The sequence below is a fragment of the Pseudomonas sp. Y39-6 genome, from assembly GCF_023651955.1.
Lineage (GTDB): Bacteria > Pseudomonadota > Gammaproteobacteria > Pseudomonadales > Pseudomonadaceae > Aquipseudomonas > Aquipseudomonas veronii.
The window spans coordinates 3,478,316-3,495,670 of the sequence record NZ_CP069594.1; the positions used below are offsets into that span (position 1 = coordinate 3,478,316).

Sequence of the window (17,355 nt, forward strand, 5' to 3'; positions counted from 1 at the left end):
TCCTATTCGGAGAGTCCGATGCAGCTCAAATGTGAACAGGCCAGCCTTTTATTGCTCGCCAATGCCAAACCACTGGACCTTCATTGCGTGGTCGTCACCCTGGGTCTGCTGGTGGACGCTGAAGATCAGGTAATGGCCGCTGGGGAAACTTGGGCCTGGTTAACCGAGCGACTTCGCAAGCAGATGCTTGATCGGGGTTTAAAGAAAAGTCGAGGCACATTTGCCGTACAAGGTAAGGCTTATCCGTTGACCGATGTGCAACGGGGTGGCATGGCGGTGCGGGTGCGTCTGGGAGATATGGAAAAAACATTGCATGTACTCGCGCCGCGGCAATGGCGCAAAGGACCTCTGGGTTGGACGTCCGTTGTGAGCGGTCAACTGGATAACCTGCCGTTGGACTTTGAAAGCGCTTATGGCGGTAATAAGTGGCCAGATAATCCGACAGGCAAAGGCCATTATCCCGAGGTGGACGCCGCGCAAGGAATGCCGTTGGCACAACTGGAAGTGGCGAATGCCACAGTTGTTGACCCCAATGATCGGCCAGCCCTGGCGAGTTTTTTGCCATTGCCAGTACAAAGCGCTGAGCGCCGCCAGTATATGGGCACCCTTGACGAGCATTGGACTGCTTATCGCGCCCCATTCTTACCTACGGATACTGATGCGCGCTGGTTCGATGAAGTGGCGCAGGACCAATGCAACGCCGGTTTTTGGCGTGGCGACGAAGCCTGGTCGATCTCAGGCATGCACCCTACCGAGGCCAGGGTCGCCGGGCGATTGCCGGGCCTGCGGCCACGGCTGTTTATTGAGCGTGCGGATAAGCGTGTACCCGTTACCGAAATGTCGATGGACCTGGATACGGTATGGCTGTTCCCTGATGCGCAAAGTGCTCTTCTGCTGTACCGCGTCGAAGTACCGGTACTCGATATAGATGCGCAAGATATCGTCAAATTGGCTATGGCCCTCGAGCGAGCGGGTGACCCCGTGCTGGACGCGCAAGTCTGGATTGAGCGGCTTTGGCCACGCCCTCCCGTCGAGTCGGTCAAGGTTGCGCCTGTCGAACCAACCCCGTTCGACTCCGGGCCGATAATCGCCAGTTTGCAGGCCGTTGCGGATGCGCAATATGCAGAGTTAAGCGCAACTCATGAGCAGTGCATGCAATACGCTCAGATGATGGCGACTCGCATGAACCTGCCTTTCAACCCAACCGATTACCCACCATCAGCGAAAACGGACTTTACGGTTCTGATGCGCGAACCGATGCGCCCCCTCAAGCCCTTTGACCCCGAGGCATTGGCGCTGGAAATTGATTCGGAAATCGCCAAGGCTAAGGCCCAAGGCATGGAGTATGCCCAGCAGATGATGACCCGGCTGGGCATAGATGCAGAGCAAGCGTTGGCGCGTGCTAAACAGCCAGCACCGAAGGTCGATATCATGGACATGCTTGAGCGCCTGGAGCTGCCTCCAGACCAGCAGGCGCAAGCCAAGGAAAAACTGACTGCCGCCATAGCAGAGTCTCAAGCCGTGGAGGCTGAGATAGGCCGTGTTTTAAGCGCCATGAACAAAGCGCTGGCGGCTGATCGAATCCAATTCGCCCCCATTCTCCCGCTTCCTGAATACTGCAGTCTGACCCGTGAGCGGCTGCTAGCATTGCACGCGGCAGGTAAGACACTGCAAGACCTCAGTTTGGAGAGCCTTGATCTTTGCGAAATCGATCTGAGCAGCGCTGACCTGAGAAATACCACTTTTATGAGCTGCAAGCTCAATGGCACTCGACTGCAGAACGCCGATCTGAGCCACTGTCAGTTCATCGACTGCGACTTGGGTGCTTCGGATCTGAGCAAGGCGCGCTTGCAGGACGCAATGTTTCATAGGGTTCTATGCCAAGGCGCTTCGTTCTGCGGCACCAGCTTGATCGATATCCGCGCTCAGAACTGTGATTTCTCCGCTGCTGATTTCACCGAAGCCAACCTGCAACAAGCCCAACTCAACGAATGCAGCCTCGACAAGGCTCAACTGAGCAACGCCAATCTAAGCAAACTACGCCTCAATAAGTGCGACCTGAGCGGCGCACGACTCACCGACAGCAACCTGCACAAAGCCAAGCTCTACGACTGCACACTGGACGCGACGGACATGCGCCGCGCCAACCTCAGCAAAGCCGATTTCGCCAAGGTGGTGGGCCGCGACCTGGACTTGCGCGAGTGCAACCTGCAGAACCTGCGCCTGGCCGCTCACTGCGTTTTGCCGGGTGTGCGCCTGGACGATGCCGACCTGACCGCTGCGAGTTTTCAAGACGCCGATCTGAATCACGCCAGCCTGCGCGGCGCACGGCTTAACGACGCGCTGCTGAGCGGTTGCGACCTGAGTGATTCCGACGGTGTCGGGTTGGTCGCGCAAGGTGCCTACCTGTCGGGATGTGACTTGAGTCGCGCTGATTGGTCTGGCGCCAACCTGCTTAACGGCCGCTTGCGCAAGGTATGCCTGGAGCAGGCCAACCTCAGTGGCAGCAACTTGCATGGCTTGGCCAGTGACGCTGTACACGGCAGCGGTGTGCGCCTGGAGCAGGCATTGATGACGCGCTGCCGACTCAAGGAGAGCCTGACTCATGCTTGAGGTATTAAGTGCTGAGCGTCTAAGGGCATTGCTGGCTGATTGGCAGCCCTTGCGCGCGTTGAATCTGGCCGGTGGCGACTACCGCGGTGTCGATTTGAGCAACGCGCGGCTGGAACAAGTGGATGCGCGTGGCGCGCAATTCAATGGCGCCATGCTGACCCAAAGCCACTGGAAAGACTGCCGCCTGGACGGCGCCGATTTTTCCGACAGCACCGCGGACTCGTTGTACATGAACGGGTGTTCATTGCAGGGCGCATTGTTCACGAATGTGCGTTGGAACAAGACCAGCTGGGCGCAATGCCACGGCGAGGATCTGGATCTGTCGGGCGCGCAGCTACAGGCGTTTACACTCGCGGAGTGCCGCGTACCGCGTATCAGGCTGGCAGCCGCCCAGTTGAGCAAATCCCAATGGAACCGCTGCGATCTGACGGGCCTTGATGCCCAGTCGGCGCATTTTGCGAAGGCACGGTTGATCGATTGCCAACTCGATCAGGCGCGCTTCGGCCTGACGTCGTTGCAGCAGTGTGCCTTCGATGAGTCGTCGTTGAGCGGGGCCGATTTTCATGCCGCGCAGGCCGAGGGCACGTCGTTCTACCGCAGCAAGGGAACCGCGCCGACGTTTGTTGGCGCCAATCTCAAGGGCGCTCTGTTCAATGCCAGCCATTTTGACTCGGTCGATTTCAGTGATGCCGTTCTGGAGATGGCCATCCTGATCGACGCCCAGATGCCAGGCGCGCGCTTTGACCGCGCACTGTTGCGTTATGCCGACTGCACCGCGTTGCTTGCGCCACGCGCCTCGTTCGTCGCCGCCGACGTGACCGGCATGAATGCCCATGCCGCTGATTTCACCCAGGCCGACTGGCAGCAGAGCAACCCCCAGGCCATCCAGCCCGTAGATACCGAACGCCTCGCCGCCGAGCAATGGCAGCCTGCCTCTTTAGGAAAATCGAGATGAATGAAGCCCCGCAGTATTGCGATGCCGCTGCTCAATTGCGTCATGCGCAGGTCAACGCACTGGATGGCGAGCGTTTCGGCGTGGTCAGCAGCGATGGCCGCCGCTATTGGCTAAAACCCGCATTCGGTTGCCTGGTGCGTCCGGCAGTGGGGGACAAGGTGTTGGTCAGCCTGGACGCGCAAGGCGGTTACATCCTTAGCGTGCTGGAACGCGCCATCGCTCAACCGGCGCGTATGCATCTGGAGGGTGACCTGCATTTGAGCCTGCCCGCCGGCGCGTTGAGCATTCAGGCCCGCGACGGCGTGAGCCTTGACGCCGGTATCGCATTACGGGTGTGCGCCGAGCAGGGCAGTGTGCAGATGCAGCGTGCCCATCTGACTGTCGGCACCCTGGCCATGAGTGGCGAGCATCTTCAGAACCACTGGGTCGAGCGCCACGACAGCAGCGTGTATCACCGCGAAAAGGCCGTGCGCCACGAGGCGGATTTTGCTGACAGCCGCCGTCGCGTCGAAGGCCATGAAGAACTTCATTCCGGCTCCTTGCGCCAGCGTGTGCGCGATGACTGGAGCGTGCAGGCCGACACGCTGGACCTGAATGCACAACGTAGCGTTGCCATTGATGGCGACAGCATCAAGCTGGGGTGAGATCGATTATGTATATGCTCAATAACGGCGGTGCGATGGCGCTGTCCACGGTGCCCGATATCTGCAAGACGCCCGTTCCGCCCGCCGGGCCAGTGCCATTGCCTTATCCCAACGCTGCCGATACCAGTGCCGCGGACCCGGGTGGGTTGGTGATGGACGTGCTGGTGGACGGCATGCCAGCGATGAATATGTCGAGCAAGGTGTTGATGACCAGTGGCGATGAAGCTGGGGTGGCCGGTGGCGTCACCAGCGGCAAGGTCAAGGGTGAAATGATCTTCATCGATGGCAGCACCAAAGTGATGGTCGCCGGTAAGCCCGCCGTGCGTGTCACCTGCCAGACCATGCACAACGCCAATAACACCATGGGGACGGTTTCGCAGCCGAGCCAGACTGCTGTGCTGGTGATGGCGTGAGCAGCGCGGGGCGTGCGCCCTCCATCAAGTTTTCCATGGGCGGACTGGCCCTGTGCATCCTGCTCGCCGCCTGCAGCAGCCAGGACCTCACCCCCGAGCAAAAGGCCCTCACTGCGCTCAAATGGGACTACACCGAAAACGCCATCGAGCTGAGCTTCACCGCCGATAACGACCTCAATCAGTACGACGGCCAGGCGCATAACCTGTTGGTGGTGGTCACGCAGTTCGATCAGATCAGTGCGTTTTCCACCTACACCGGCAGTTCCCAGCAACTGAGCAGCCTGCTGCTGATGAACAGCGCGCCGCCCGGGATGATCGGGCTGACGCGGCTGTTTATCGAGCCGGGCCAGACCCGCCAGTTGAGCCTGCCGCGACTGGAGGGCGCGAAGATGGTCGGTATCGCCGCCGGTTACGCGCACCTGGACCCGACGCGCAGCGTCAAGCTCTATCAGATCGGCGTCGACGTGACGTCGACAGGGTTTTTCAGCAAGACCTGGACCGCCACCCCGCGCCCCATCGCCATTGACCTGCTCGTCGGGCCCGATGCGCTGTTGCGTGGCAAGGAGAGTCGCCTGGCGTTGCCCAAGCCGGTGCAGCCCCGAGAGGGTGAGGTGCGCCTGCCCGGCGCACAGGACTGAGCTGCTTGCCGTGAGCGTTGCAGTGGCCACGCTTTTTCAATTTTTTGCCTGAAACCGAGCCCTATGAATATCGATCAGTTGTTGTATTGGCACCAGGGCTTGTTCCTCCAGCCTCAGCATTTTCAACAGAACGATGCGCGTATCGAGCATCGTCTGACCCGGACCACAGAGTTGAACCATCCGTACCCGTGGGGTTTGATCTCGCTGAAGATCAACGAGCCCGCGCTGGTTGCCAAACAGTGCCTGCTGGAGCAATTGTCGGTGCGCTTTGCCGAAGGCACGCTGGCCGAATATCCGGGCAATGCGATGCTGGAGTCGCGCACCCTTGACCTCGGCGAATTCAGTGGCGGCCGCACGCTGTTTGTGGGGCTACGCCGCTTGCTGCCGGGCGACGCCAACGCGCAGGTGTTCGAGACACTGTCGGCGGGGTCCCGGGCCGAAGCGCGCTTTATCGTGGCGGCCGATCCGGAAGTGATCGGTGACCGTCTCGGCGACTCCCCGGAAGCGCGGGTGCGCCCCATGTCCTATGTGTTGCGGCTGTTCTGGGACGATGAGCTGGAGCATCTGAGCGCCTACGAGCTGCTGCCGATTGCACGGCTTGAGCTAGACGGTGATCGCCTCCGGCCGGCCCAACGCTACGTGCCGCCGTCGGTCAATCTGGCGGCATCGCCGATGCTCCTGCAAACCTTGCGCGAAGTCCGCGACGAACTGGTCGGCCGGGCGCGGCAGTTGTCGGTGTACAAGCAGCCGGGGGAGTCGCGGCGGGGCGATCTCGACGCGGCCCAGGTCAACCACCTGATGGCCCTGGCGGTACTGAATCGCTATGGCCCGTTGCTGACGCATTTGCTGGAAACCCCGCAGGTGTCGCCATGGCAGCTTTACGGCACCCTGCGCCAACTTGTTGGTGAGTTGAGTCTGTTTTCCGATGTCTGCGACATGCTCGGCGAAACCCCGGATGGCCGTCTGTTGGTGCCGGCCTACAAGCATGAGGACGCGGGCGCGGCGACGATTGCACTGGTGGCCCTGATCGGCCAGCAGCTCAATGAGATCAGCATTGGCTCAGAGTTGCTGGTCCACCTGCAACTGCAGGAAGGGTTTTATCAGGCCCCATTGCCGGACGCGTTTTTCGGCGCGCGGCATCGTTACTATCTGGTGGCGCGCAGTCTGGTCGATCCGGTGTGGCTGGCCGAGTGCCTACCGTTGGATGGCAAGCTGGGAGCTCTCAGCGTCATGCAAGGCCTGGTCAACCGCGCGTTGCCCGGGGTTGAGTTGATCTATCTGCAGGTTCCGCCCCAGGGCTTGCCGCGGGTGGCCGGCGCGTTGTACTTCCGCCTGGAAACGCTGAGCGAGGGTTGGGAAACGCTGCAGCAGGAGCGTCAGGCGGCGTTCTTCCTGCCCCAGCCGCCGGCTGACCTGAGTATCGACCTGGTGGTGGTTCGCACATGATCAATCCCCGCCTGGCTGACTGCTGGATGTCGAGTTTCGAGGCTGCCAAGCGCGGCTTCGTTGATCCGGCACAGTCCTATGAGACGCTTGCGCCGGCGCTCATCGTGCTGCTCGATGGCGCCGCCAATCGGGCCCGCGAGCTGCACTTTGCCGAAGCCGAAGTGCGCGAGGCGCTGTTCGCGGTGGTCGCCTGGATCGACGAAGCGGCCATGTCCGGCGAATGGCCCGGGGCGGCCGAATGGCGGCGGGCGCCGTTGCAGCGCCACTATTTTTCCACCAGTCGTGCCGGTGTCGAGTTCTTCCAACGCCTGGAGGCTTTGCCCGAGGCGGCGGTCGGTGCCCGCGAGGTCTTCGGCCTGGCCTTGCTCGGCGGTTTCCAGGGGCGTTACGCGACCCGCCCGGGTGGTGAACTGATGCAATACCGCCGGCTTTGCCTTGAGCGGATCATTCTCGATCGGCAGATGGTGCCGCTGGACGCCAACAGCCATCTCTTCGAACAACCCGAGGACCACCTGCCAACGCGCCTGCGTGTGGTGCGCCGGGGCTTGCCCGGTCTTTCGCTGCTGTTGCTGATCGGGGTGCCGTTGATTCTGTTGACCGTGCTTTACATCAGTTTCGATCTCTCGCTGGGTCGACAAGTCAGCCAATTGCTGGAGATGCGCTGATGTTGAAGAAAGCAGGGGTGTTGTTGCTCTGGGTGCTGCTGCTGGCGTGCATCGTGCTATTGCTCTGGGGCCTGGCGCTCTACAAAAGCTGGCCATTGTGGTACGTGCCGCTGATTTGCATCGTGACGCTGTTGGTGGTTTTTTGCCTGCGCGGGGTCGGGCGACGCTGGTATGCCTGGCGCTTGCGTCGCCGGATGAACAGCGAGTTGCCCCAGAGTCGTCGCGATGAAGCGCCGGCGCTTGATCAGGACTGGAACAGCGGCGTGCAGATGTTGCGCCAGTCGCGCCTGAGTCGATTGGGTTCACCGTTGTATGTGCTGCCCTGGTTCCTGACGCTGGGCGAGAGTGGCAGCGGCACCCGGCGGTTGCTGGGCAACAGCGGGCTGACCTCGGCCTTGCGTTCGACCCGCGGTGGAAAGCCGGCGGCCTCGACTGGCACTCTGGATTGGTGGTTCCTTGAGCGTGGCGTGATCATTGACCCCGCCGGCCGCATGGCGGAGGGCAACAGCGACGCCGGCCCGGAATGGCGACGGTTGCTGTACTGGCTGCTGCGTTCGCGGCGCCGCGAACCCCTCAACGGTGTACTGCTGGTGATCGACTGCCAGCGCTTGTTGAGCGACTCCGATGCGCGCCTGGCCGAGCAGGGACACAATCTGCGCCGCCGCCTGGATGATCTGGTGAAGGTCTTTGGTGCCCGTCTGCCGGTGTATTTCATCATTACCGGTGCCGAAGCCTTGCCGGGCTTCACTCAATGGGCTTGCGCTCTCACGCCGCCACAACGCGAGCAACCGTTTGGCCTGCTCAGCCAACAGCGCACGGGGGCGGCGCAGGTGTTTCTCGAAGAGATGTTCAGCGGGCTTGGCCAGCGTCTGTTCGACCTGCGCATCGAGTTGGGCGTGCGTGGCCTGCCGGATGAAGAAGCTTTCAGCCTGCCGGAGCGCATCGTTGAACTGCGCTCGCGTCTCCAGCATCTGCTGTTACCCGCGTTTGACGCCAACCCCTACAGCGAGTTGCCGCTGCTCTGCGGGCTGTTCCTGACCGCGCAAGGGCAAGAGGCAGACGGCACAAGCGAAGGCTGGTTCAGTCATGAGTTGCTGGGCAGGCTTTTGCCTGCGCAACGCCACGCCTATCAGCCCATCGATAGCTGGCATCGCTGGCGCAGGCTGTTGGCCCACGCCGCAGTCATCGGCTGGCTGGGGCTGTGTATCGGCTTTGGCGCATTGCTGGTGTATGCCGACCACCACACTCAAGCCGTGCTCACCGACGCGCTGGACGAGCCGCCAGCGGCCGAGGACTTCAACGGTGGGCTGGAGAGCGATCTGGATGCGCTGCGTCGGTTTCGCCAAGCGTTGATCAGCTTATCTGACCAGCAGCAGGGCGGATGGCATGGTTTGCTGCCGTTCTCACGCCATATCGAACAGGTCCAGGAGCACTACCGCTCTGACTACGTGAGGTTGTTCGACAGCGAAATACGCACGCCGGTATTCGATGGTTTCATTTCGCAGAACCTGCGCGGCGCGTTGAACAGCGGCGATCCACGGCTGATTGCCGCTTATGCCGAATTCCTCGTGCGCCGGATCAACCTGCTCGATGCCCGCCTGAATAACCAGTCGATGGATAACTTGCCGCTGCCGGGTTCCGAGGTGGGTTTCCTGAACCTGACCTACGGTTCCAAGGAAGCGACCAGCGCCGGGCAACTGGTCACCCTGGGGAGCAGCTATCGCTCCTATCTGGAGTGGCAAACCGATATGGCGCAGATGCAGGGCCAACGCGCCGCCTTGCTGGGCCAGCTGGAGAGCATGGGGCTTGAAGGACGCCCCCTGACGTGGCTGAAAGCCTGGGCGGAACTGCAGGGCAATCTGCAACCGATCCGGCTGACGGAGTACTGGAGCGATAGCGATAACCCGGGGTTGAGTCTTTCCGGTGCCTATACGTTGCAAGGGCACAGCGCGATTTTTGCGTTCATGGATGAACTCGGCCTCGCCAGCCGTGACAGCGCGTTGTGGAAGACACAGCGGGTGAAATTCCTCGATCAGTACCAAAGCGATACCCAGGACGCCTGGTATCGGTTTATCCAGGGCAGCCTGCTCAGTGCACAGACACGCTTGAAGACGCGCAGTGACTGGCAATTGGCCCTGAGTGTGGTCGGTACGCCCAATGATCCGTTCCTGAAGCTGTTGCATCGCAGTGCCGAACGGTTTGCCTTGATCCCGCCCGAGCAGCGGGCACCTTGGGCGAGCCGCGCGGTGTCGCTCGATCGTTTGCTTGAACTGGCCAGTAACAACGATCTGCATGCCGAAGCGGGGGCGCTGGGCAGTCTGAAAATCACCAATGCCCTGGGCGGCGATATGCTCAAGGGCGTGGCCAGTGGCGGTTCGATCGAGAGTGGCGTCAACGGCTTGCGCGACGAGTTGACCCAAGCCCGTGCCTTGGCCAGGTTCCAACAGTTGATGAAAGGTGTGGTGGCCGATCTGCAGAAAAGCGACGCACAAGCGTTCCAGGTGGCCGTGGAGACGTGGGGCTTCGGCGCCGATCCTTCGGTGAAGTCCGCACCGCTCTGGGAAGCCGACAGCGTGCGCAGCGCCTTGATCCAGGCGCTGAAGGGACCGGACCCGCGTGAAGATGCGGTCTGGGCGTTGGCCACCGGCCAGTTGGATTTCTCCTCGCATTACGCCGCCGAAGTGGCGGCCTGCCGCCTGCAAGGCGACTGGAGCGGGCAGTTGCTCAGCTCGATTCAGGGCGTGCAGGACCCGGTCATGCTCAACGAGTTGCTGTACGGCGAGCGTGGTCAACTGCCGGCCTTTATGAGCGGAGCGGTGAAAACCTTCGTGCAACGCGATGTGCAGCGCTACAGCGGACGGGAGGCGCTGGGTGTGCAAATTCCGCTGACCGGTGCGTTCTACGCCTATGTCAGCCGCATGCAGCATGCGCGCAACGATCTGCTCGGTGCCGAGCGACAGAGTCAGGCCCAGCAGGCCACGGAGCAGCAAAGCCGACAGGCACTGGAAGCCGAGCAAAAAGGCCTTGTGGCGCAACGGGCGGAGCTCAAGCAGAGCATCGCCATACTGCAGGCCACCGCGGCGGTGGTGGAATTGTCCGCCGCGCCGTCGCAGGTCAACCTTGGTGCCCGTTCGCTGCCCCAGCAGACGCGCCTGACGCTGCAATGCAGTGGCCGTTCGACGGTACTGGACAACTTCAACTTCCCCACCAGCGCCAGCTTCGTCTGGGCGCCGGGGGCCTGTGCCGATGTCGCCCTGGAGATCAGCTTCGCCAACTTCAAGCTGACCCGGCACTGGACCGGAGACCGCGCGTTCGTGGACTTCCTGCGGCTGTTCAACGGTGGGCAACACACCTTCAGCGCCGACGATTTCCCCGGCCAGCGCAATTTGATGGGCAGTGAGAATCTCATCGGCATCCAACTGACGTACCGCCAGGAAGGCGAACAGGTGTTGCTGGACAAGTACGACCAGGCCGACCAAATGCAGCGCGAGGCCAACCTCATCGATGCACGCTTGAGTGCCACCGCCGAACAGTTGGCAGCGATGGATACCCAGGCCGCCGCGACGAATGTGCGGCTGGCTGCCCTCGGTTCACCGGTCGAACAGGGGGTCGCGAGTATTCAACCGCCGACCCAGATTGCCTGGTGCTGGACGCCCCGGCCCGTGGTAACGGGGCTGTCGGCAGGTGAAGGGCTGCGCTTGGATCTTGGCACCTATGGCAACGAGACGCGCTTGAAGAACCTTGAGGAACAGCTGCGTATCCTCGGCTTGACCAGCCGGCGCGAAGCCACGCAGGCGATAACGGGTGACAAGGTGACGCGGTTGCTGGTGGTGGCGCTGCGTGACGACGCGGCTGCGCAACGGGCGATCCGCGATATTGTGCGCAAAATGGGCGTGGCGGCCACACTCGACAGTGCGGCCGCCAGTAAGGTCGACCTGTGATGAAGGGGTGGCGCGCGTCACTGGCGCTGCGCATTACCTGTGTGTTGGCGCTGGTGCTGGCGTTGAGTTGGTGCGTGGCCGCTGGGCTTAGCGCCTGGCGCACGTATGAACAGCTGCAAGGCAAGGCGCTGGACGATCTCAGCCAGCGCCTGGCGCTGCTCTCCAGTGTCGACAATGACGATTTTCGCGATGCGGAGGAGGGCGCCAGACGACTCATGTCACGCTGGAACGGCGGCGCGGTAAACGAGTTCGGCAGCAACATTTTCCAGCGCAGCACCCTGCATTGGGTGCTCAACCCGCCCGGGCAGGGCGCCACGGACACTGCCGCCGCCACTGAGCGGTTGGCCCGCGCCGCTTCCGCAGCCGAAGCATTCGGCACGGCCGGCCAGGCGATGACCGTCGATACGTTTTTCTATTTTCCCGACGCGGGGGCGGCTTTTTCCACGCAAGTCGATATTCCTTCGGGCTTCGCCCAGGCCCGGGCGACCCATTTGCGGGCGCTGTTCGAGGGGCTGCCGGCAGGTGGGCCCGAGGTTGTGTGGGACGGCCCCTATTACGAGCCGTTGCTGGGCCGCCAGTTGATCAGCGTTGCGATGGTCGCCCGGGATGCATCGGGCAAGCCATTGTTCATGACCGGCTATGAACTGAAGCTGGATGAGCGATTGGCCCGTATCGGGCAGTTGCTCAATGGCTATCCCAGCCTGTTGCTGGATGCACAGGGTCAGCGCATTGCCGACCTTTCCGGCAATACGTTGGAGGCGGTTTCCCACGACAGGCTCAAGCAACTGATCGCGGATTTGCCTGCCGCAGTCGGCTTCCCGCAGATCGGCCGCTTCGACGCCGACACGCCGATGATCGTCGCTCACCTGCCACAACCGGATTGGTATCTGTTGACGCTGTATCCGCAAGCGCAACTGCGCGCCGGCGCGTTGGGCCTGATTCTTGCCGAGGTACCTTTTGCGATTGTCGGCTTTATCCTGCTGGCCCTTGGTTTGCTCTGGGTGTTGCATCGCGAGTTGGCGCAGCCGCTGGCCCGGTTTGCGCGGGAAATCGAAGAGACCGCTCGCGGCGACGACCTGTCGCGTCGTTTGCCAGAGGCACGCACCGATGAGCTGGGACGCTTCGCCAGGGCGTACAACCGCTTGCTCGATGCATTGCAGGCCGAGCAGGCCGGGCTGGAGCACCTGGTGGAGGTCCGCACCCAGGAACTACAGGGCGCCCGGGATATGGCCAACCAGGCCAACCAACTCAAGGGGCAGTTCCTGGCCAATATGAGTCACGAGATCCGTACCCCGATGAACGCGGTCATCGGCATGAATCACTTGCTGGCGGATACGTTGCTCACGGCGCAACAACAACATTTTGTCACGGCCATCCGTGAGCACTCCGAAGCCTTGCTGGCGCTGATCAGCGACATCCTGGACTTTTCCAAAATCGAATCGGGCAACCTGAATATCGAGCAGGTCGAGTTCGATCTGACCGAAGTGCTGGAAGATGTCACCGAACTGTTGGCGCCGCGCGCAGCGGAAAAGGGCCTGCGCATGATCTGCCATATCGCCACCGATGTACCGGGGCAGGTGATCGGCGATCCGTGGCGACTGCGGCAGATTCTGCTCAATCTGCTGAGTAACGCGGTCAAGTTCACGGCCAGCGGCTCGATTCGCCTGCTGGTCTGGCGGGGGGATGGCGACCTGCTCGGATTTCAGGTGATCGATACCGGCATCGGTATCGCGCCATCCGCACAGCGCTCGGTGTTTGAGGCGTTTTTGCAGGCCGATGCCTCCACCACCCGAAACTACGGCGGTACCGGGTTGGGCTTGTCCATCAGCCAGCGTCTGGCCGGCTTGATGGGCGGCGGTATCGCGTTGCACAGCCAACCGGAAGTGGGTTCGACCTTTGCACTGACCTTGCCCTTGCCGCAGTGCCCGGCGCGCGCGGCCGACGCCCCGAGGTTGTGGGGGCTGCGGACCCTGGTGGTGGATGAGCACGCCGATGAGCGCGGGGCATTGATGGAGATGCTCGGCCAGTGGCAGATGCTGTGCCAGGAAGCGGCGTCTGCCGAAGAAGCACTGAGCCTGATGCACGAGCAGGCGCAATTGGGTGTCCGGTTCGACTTGGTATTGGTCAATTGGCGCCTACCGCGGGTCGATGGTGTCGAGTTCGCCGACCTGTGTCGTGCAGCCCCGGCGTTGGCAACCGCGCGTATCGTGCTGATGGCCTCGCAGGTCGAATCACTGCCGTCCGCCGATGAACTGCGCGCCCATGGCCTGGCTGCGTGCGTTGTCAGGCCACTGCGTCGCCAGCATTTCTATCGCACCTTGTGCGAGGTGCAGAGCGGCGCAACGCCGACGCTCTGCGAAACAGCCTCGCCGCTGCGCAGCCTGGAGCGGCATGACGTCAGCCTGGATGTCCTGGTGGTTGATGACATCGCCACCAATCGCGAGATTACGCAGTTGTTCCTGGAGCGTTTCGGCCATCGCGTCGCTCATGCCCGCGACGGTGTCGAGGCCCTGGAAATACTCGGGCGGAAGATCTTCGATGCGGTCTTGATGGACGGGCAAATGCCACGAATGGATGGCATGGAGGCGGTTCGTCAATTGCGTTCGGGGCAGCGCCCAGTGCTGGATGAGGATGTTTACGTCATCGCCTTGACCGCCAATGCCATGAGCGGTGACCGGGAACGTTTCATCGAAGCCGGCGCCAATGACTATCTCGCCAAGCCCGTGCTACCGACGCAGCTGTTCGATGCGATCACGCAGGTGATTGTGCGCCAGCAGGCACGCGGGATGGAGTTGCGCAGCGTAGAGCCCACCGCACCGAGACTGGCACGGACCGTGCCGCCGCTGACGCCTCTCCAGGAACAAGATCCACTCCGCGCACCTCGTCTGCAGCGCTTGTTCATGGCGGACTGCCAGGCCTTGCTGGTTCGGCTCAAGGAGGCGGTCGCGCAGGTCGATCATGCCGAAGCTGCGCGTATCGCCCATAGCCTCAAGGGGAGTGCCGGGCAGTTCGCTGAAGCAGCGTTGGAGGCGTCGGCTGCGCTGATGGAGCGGGCCGCCGCTGACGCGGATACCGCCACGATGGTCGCTGCGCTGTTGCAACTGGAAATGCATGGTCTGACCCTGGCTGCGCGTCAGCCCGGCCCCTCTGAAAAAACTGGAAACCCTGACGATGCCTGAGTGCCGTTTACTGCTGGTGGATGACCACGCGATGATTCGCGAAGGGTTATGTGCGCTGCTGGCCGATGTGCCTGAGCTGAACGTGGCTGGCGAGGCTGAAGACGGTCAGCAGGCCGTCGCCATGTGCCGCGCCTTGCAACCCGATCTGGTGTTGATGGACCTGAATATGCCGTTGCTCGATGGCGTCTCGGCCCTGACCCTGATCGCCAGGCGCTGGCCGGCCATCCTGATCATCGCCCTGACTTCCACGGTCTCCGAGCATAACGCCGCGCTGGCGCTGGAGGCCGGCGCGGTCGGCTATGTGCTCAAGCGAAGCCGCCGGGAGGATTTGCTCCAGGCGATCGCCCAGGTGCGCGCGGGGAGAATCTATATCGATGCCGGTCTCGATGCCGCTCAAGTCATGGCACTACGCGGCGCTGCACACACGGCCAGCGGTGTCGGCCTGACCGGGCGAGAACGCCAGGTCTTGAAGCTGGTCGCCGAAGGCGCACGTAATCGCGACGTTGCCGAGATCTTGTGTATCGGCCTCAAAACCGTAGAGACTCATCGGCTCAACCTGATGAAGAAACTGGACGCACACAACGCTGCCGATATGACCCAGTGGGCTTATCGGCTAGGTCTGCTTGGAGAGGATCAATAACCGGCGTTGTGCTCTTGCTCAGTGGTCGCGGGCCGATGGGGTAGGGTGGGGCAGGCCTGCGAAGGGGCAGGGCGTTGATCACCAGGCCCAGCGTATTGCGCGGAAGGCGGGTGATCGCATTATTCGGTTATGCGCTAGTCTCCTGTCTAATCCTGAACGACACTTTGAAGGTTGCATTGATCAGATGGCGAGTTGCCAATGCAGCTTCAAGACAACCAGTCACCGCGCCAGCGGCACCGAAAGGCGGAATATGAAAATAAACTCGGCGGATTTTAGAGTGCGGGAAGGCGACGAGGTCAATCTCCATAAGTGGCCGACCAAGGTGGAACCTTTCTACAAGTCAAAACAGCAATATCGCCAGCTTCTGACAACGCATGTTGCGCAACTGAGCGCGCAGCAGCAGCTGCTTTACGCGTCCAATCGCCATGCCATTCTGCTGATTTTCCAGGCGATGGATGCCGCAGGAAAAGACGGTGCCATCAAGCATGTGATGTCAGGTGTGAATCCGCAAGGTTGCCAGGTGTTCAGCTTCAAGCATCCCAGCGCGGCTGAGTTGGAGCACGACTTTCTATGGCGAACCACACGCAACCTACCGGGACGCGGACAGATTGGCATATTCAATCGGTCGTACTACGAGGAGGTACTGATAGCCCGTGTCCATCCGGAAATTCTCCGAAGCGAGGGCCTCCCGGATGCTCTTGAAAACAATAGTACTGTCTGGCGGGAGCGATATCGTTCAATCTCCAATTTGGAGCGCCACCTGTCAGGTAACGGAACACGCATCATCAAATTTTTTCTCCATCTGTCGAAAGAAGAGCAACGAAAACGCTTCCTGGACCGCATCGACAAGCCGGAAAAAAACTGGAAATTCAGTGCTGCGGATATCGAGGAACGCAAGTATTGGAAAGACTATATGCAGGCCTACGAAAAATGCCTTAGTGCAACGAGCACGACTGAGACGCCTTGGTATGTTGTGCCTGCCGATGACAAGAAAAATGCCCGACTGATCGTATCTCAGATATTTTCAGATGTGCTGGATGGGCTGAAAATGTCATATCCAAAGACCAGTGAGGAGCGTCACCAAGAACTGCTGGATATCCGCAAGCAGCTTCTGGAAGAATGAATGAACGGTGCCGCTTTATCAGTATGCGTGAGAGGCTGATAGATGCCAGTTCAAAAAACATGCTTTGGGACCTGGTTGAAAATCTGGCAGAACTTGGCAGGCTTAGAATTGAGCAGTGTGGTTTGTCCCGGAGCTGGTCGCTCGTCATTCACTTCATGGGGACTCAGCGGACATCTCCATCTCTGGGCTGAGTGTGCCGAGCCAGGCAACCAGGCCCATAATGATCACCGCGACCGAGAACTCTAGAATCATGCTGCGCCGTAAAGCGTTGATCGCGACGGTGTGAGTATCTGCCTGAATGGATCGCTCAAGCAGCGGGCTCAGGTGAAAGCGGTTTACCGCCGCAAATACCAGCATCCCCGCGAACAAGAAGACCTTCAAAGACAGCAGGGCCCCATACGTGCTGGAGGTCAATGTCTCGAATGCTGGCCCGACAACCATCAGATAGTTGACGATCCCGGTGATAGTCAGGGTTGCGACGATAAGCGTCCCCGCTGATTCGAAACCAGTCAGCGTTCGAGCCAGCAACCGTATCTGCAGATCGCCTGTGAGGTTGGTTGAGCGCAATAACAGCGCAAATGCAGCGAGAGCGCCCAACCAACTGCCTGCACCCAGAAGATGGACAATATCGCTGGTGAAGTGCAGGTAGCGTCGACTTCCTTCATCCATGGCGCCATGTCCCGTCCAGGCGAGCGTCGCGAGGGCGATGGCCCCACACAATGTGGCCAGCCAGAGGCTCAATGCCGGGCTTCGTCGATTGAGAGTCGCGGCGATGACCGCCAAGGTCAATGAGGCTATCCGAACCATCCAGGTCAACCCGACGTCAGTGTCCATCAACATCATCTGCAGGATGTGGTGATGCAGCTCCATGACGCTGGACACGCCGCTCATCGTCTTGGCCATCTGTAGCATGGCCACCATCGATAGCAGTATGCCGATAAGGGCAGTTCCCACCAGCAACGACCCAAAATTCAACACGGCACCGTCTGCACGTTCCTTTCCTCTGAGACTGTACAGGCCAAACAGTGCCAGCCCGAAGAGCAGCATCAAGTCGATATAGAGCGCGAAGCGAAGGCTAATGTAGATGGAGTCGTCCAT

Annotated in this window: 12 protein-coding genes; 11 read left to right on the forward strand and 1 reads right to left on the reverse strand. The window is 61.1% G+C overall.

From position 1 onward, the window contains the following. The first annotated feature begins 18 nt into the window (after window positions 1–18). The 11 genes from JN756_RS15745 (at window position 19) to JN756_RS15795 (ending at window position 16,257) form a co-directional block, all read left to right on the forward strand. Window positions 19–2,613 (forward strand): DUF2169 domain-containing protein, encoded by a 2,595-nt coding sequence (locus tag JN756_RS15745; protein WP_201022260.1) that lies wholly within the window; start codon window positions 19–21, stop codon window positions 2,611–2,613. After that, entirely contained in the window at window positions 2,606–3,568 is a 963-nt protein-coding gene (locus JN756_RS15750) for a pentapeptide repeat-containing protein (protein ID WP_201022261.1), read from the forward strand. Before JN756_RS15745 ends, JN756_RS15750 begins: the two co-directional genes overlap by 8 nt. Then, window positions 3,565–4,212 carry a DUF3540 domain-containing protein gene (locus JN756_RS15755; protein ID WP_104903198.1) on the forward strand — a complete coding sequence of 216 codons (648 nt, stop codon included), beginning with the start codon at window positions 3,565–3,567 and terminating at the stop codon, window positions 4,210–4,212. Before JN756_RS15750 ends, JN756_RS15755 begins: the two co-directional genes overlap by 4 nt. A gap of 8 nt (window positions 4,213–4,220) precedes the next feature. Beyond that, entirely contained in the window at window positions 4,221–4,625 is a 405-nt protein-coding gene (locus tag JN756_RS15760) for a DUF4150 domain-containing protein (RefSeq protein ID WP_026140301.1), read from the forward strand. After that, on the forward strand, window positions 4,622–5,263 hold the full coding sequence (tssJ, locus tag JN756_RS15765; RefSeq protein ID WP_232591784.1) for a type VI secretion system lipoprotein TssJ: 642 nt from the start codon (window positions 4,622–4,624) through the stop codon (window positions 5,261–5,263). Before JN756_RS15760 ends, tssJ begins: the two co-directional genes overlap by 4 nt. A gap of 63 nt (window positions 5,264–5,326) precedes the next feature. After that, window positions 5,327–6,709 carry a type VI secretion system baseplate subunit TssK gene (tssK, locus tag JN756_RS15770; RefSeq protein ID WP_017849110.1) on the forward strand — a complete coding sequence of 461 codons (1,383 nt, stop codon included), beginning with the start codon at window positions 5,327–5,329 and terminating at the stop codon, window positions 6,707–6,709. Next, window positions 6,706–7,374: a DotU family type IV/VI secretion system protein gene (locus JN756_RS15775; protein ID WP_128191425.1), complete on the forward strand. Its 669-nt coding sequence runs from the start codon at window positions 6,706–6,708 to the stop codon at window positions 7,372–7,374. Before tssK ends, JN756_RS15775 begins: the two co-directional genes overlap by 4 nt. Then, entirely contained in the window at window positions 7,374–11,315 is a 3,942-nt protein-coding gene (locus JN756_RS15780) for a type VI secretion protein IcmF/TssM N-terminal domain-containing protein (protein ID WP_046383452.1), read from the forward strand. Before JN756_RS15775 ends, JN756_RS15780 begins: the two co-directional genes overlap by 1 nt. Continuing rightward, window positions 11,315–14,494 (forward strand): response regulator, encoded by a 3,180-nt coding sequence (locus JN756_RS15785; protein ID WP_236255121.1) that lies wholly within the window; start codon window positions 11,315–11,317, stop codon window positions 14,492–14,494. Before JN756_RS15780 ends, JN756_RS15785 begins: the two co-directional genes overlap by 1 nt. After that, window positions 14,487–15,134, forward strand: coding sequence for a response regulator (locus JN756_RS15790; protein WP_201022263.1), 648 nt, complete (start codon window positions 14,487–14,489; stop codon window positions 15,132–15,134). The genes JN756_RS15785 and JN756_RS15790 overlap by 8 nt, the downstream gene beginning before the upstream one ends. Before the next feature lie 250 nt (window positions 15,135–15,384). After that, a complete protein-coding gene (locus JN756_RS15795; protein WP_057004125.1) occupies window positions 15,385–16,257 on the forward strand; it encodes an ADP-polyphosphate phosphotransferase in 873 nt (290 codons plus the stop codon). Window positions 16,258–16,410: 153 nt separating this feature from the next. On the opposite strand, the gene copD is transcribed toward JN756_RS15795, so the two are convergent. Further along, window positions 16,411–17,355: a copper homeostasis membrane protein CopD gene (gene copD, locus JN756_RS15800; RefSeq protein ID WP_057004126.1), complete on the reverse strand. Its 945-nt coding sequence runs from the start codon at window positions 17,353–17,355 to the stop codon at window positions 16,411–16,413.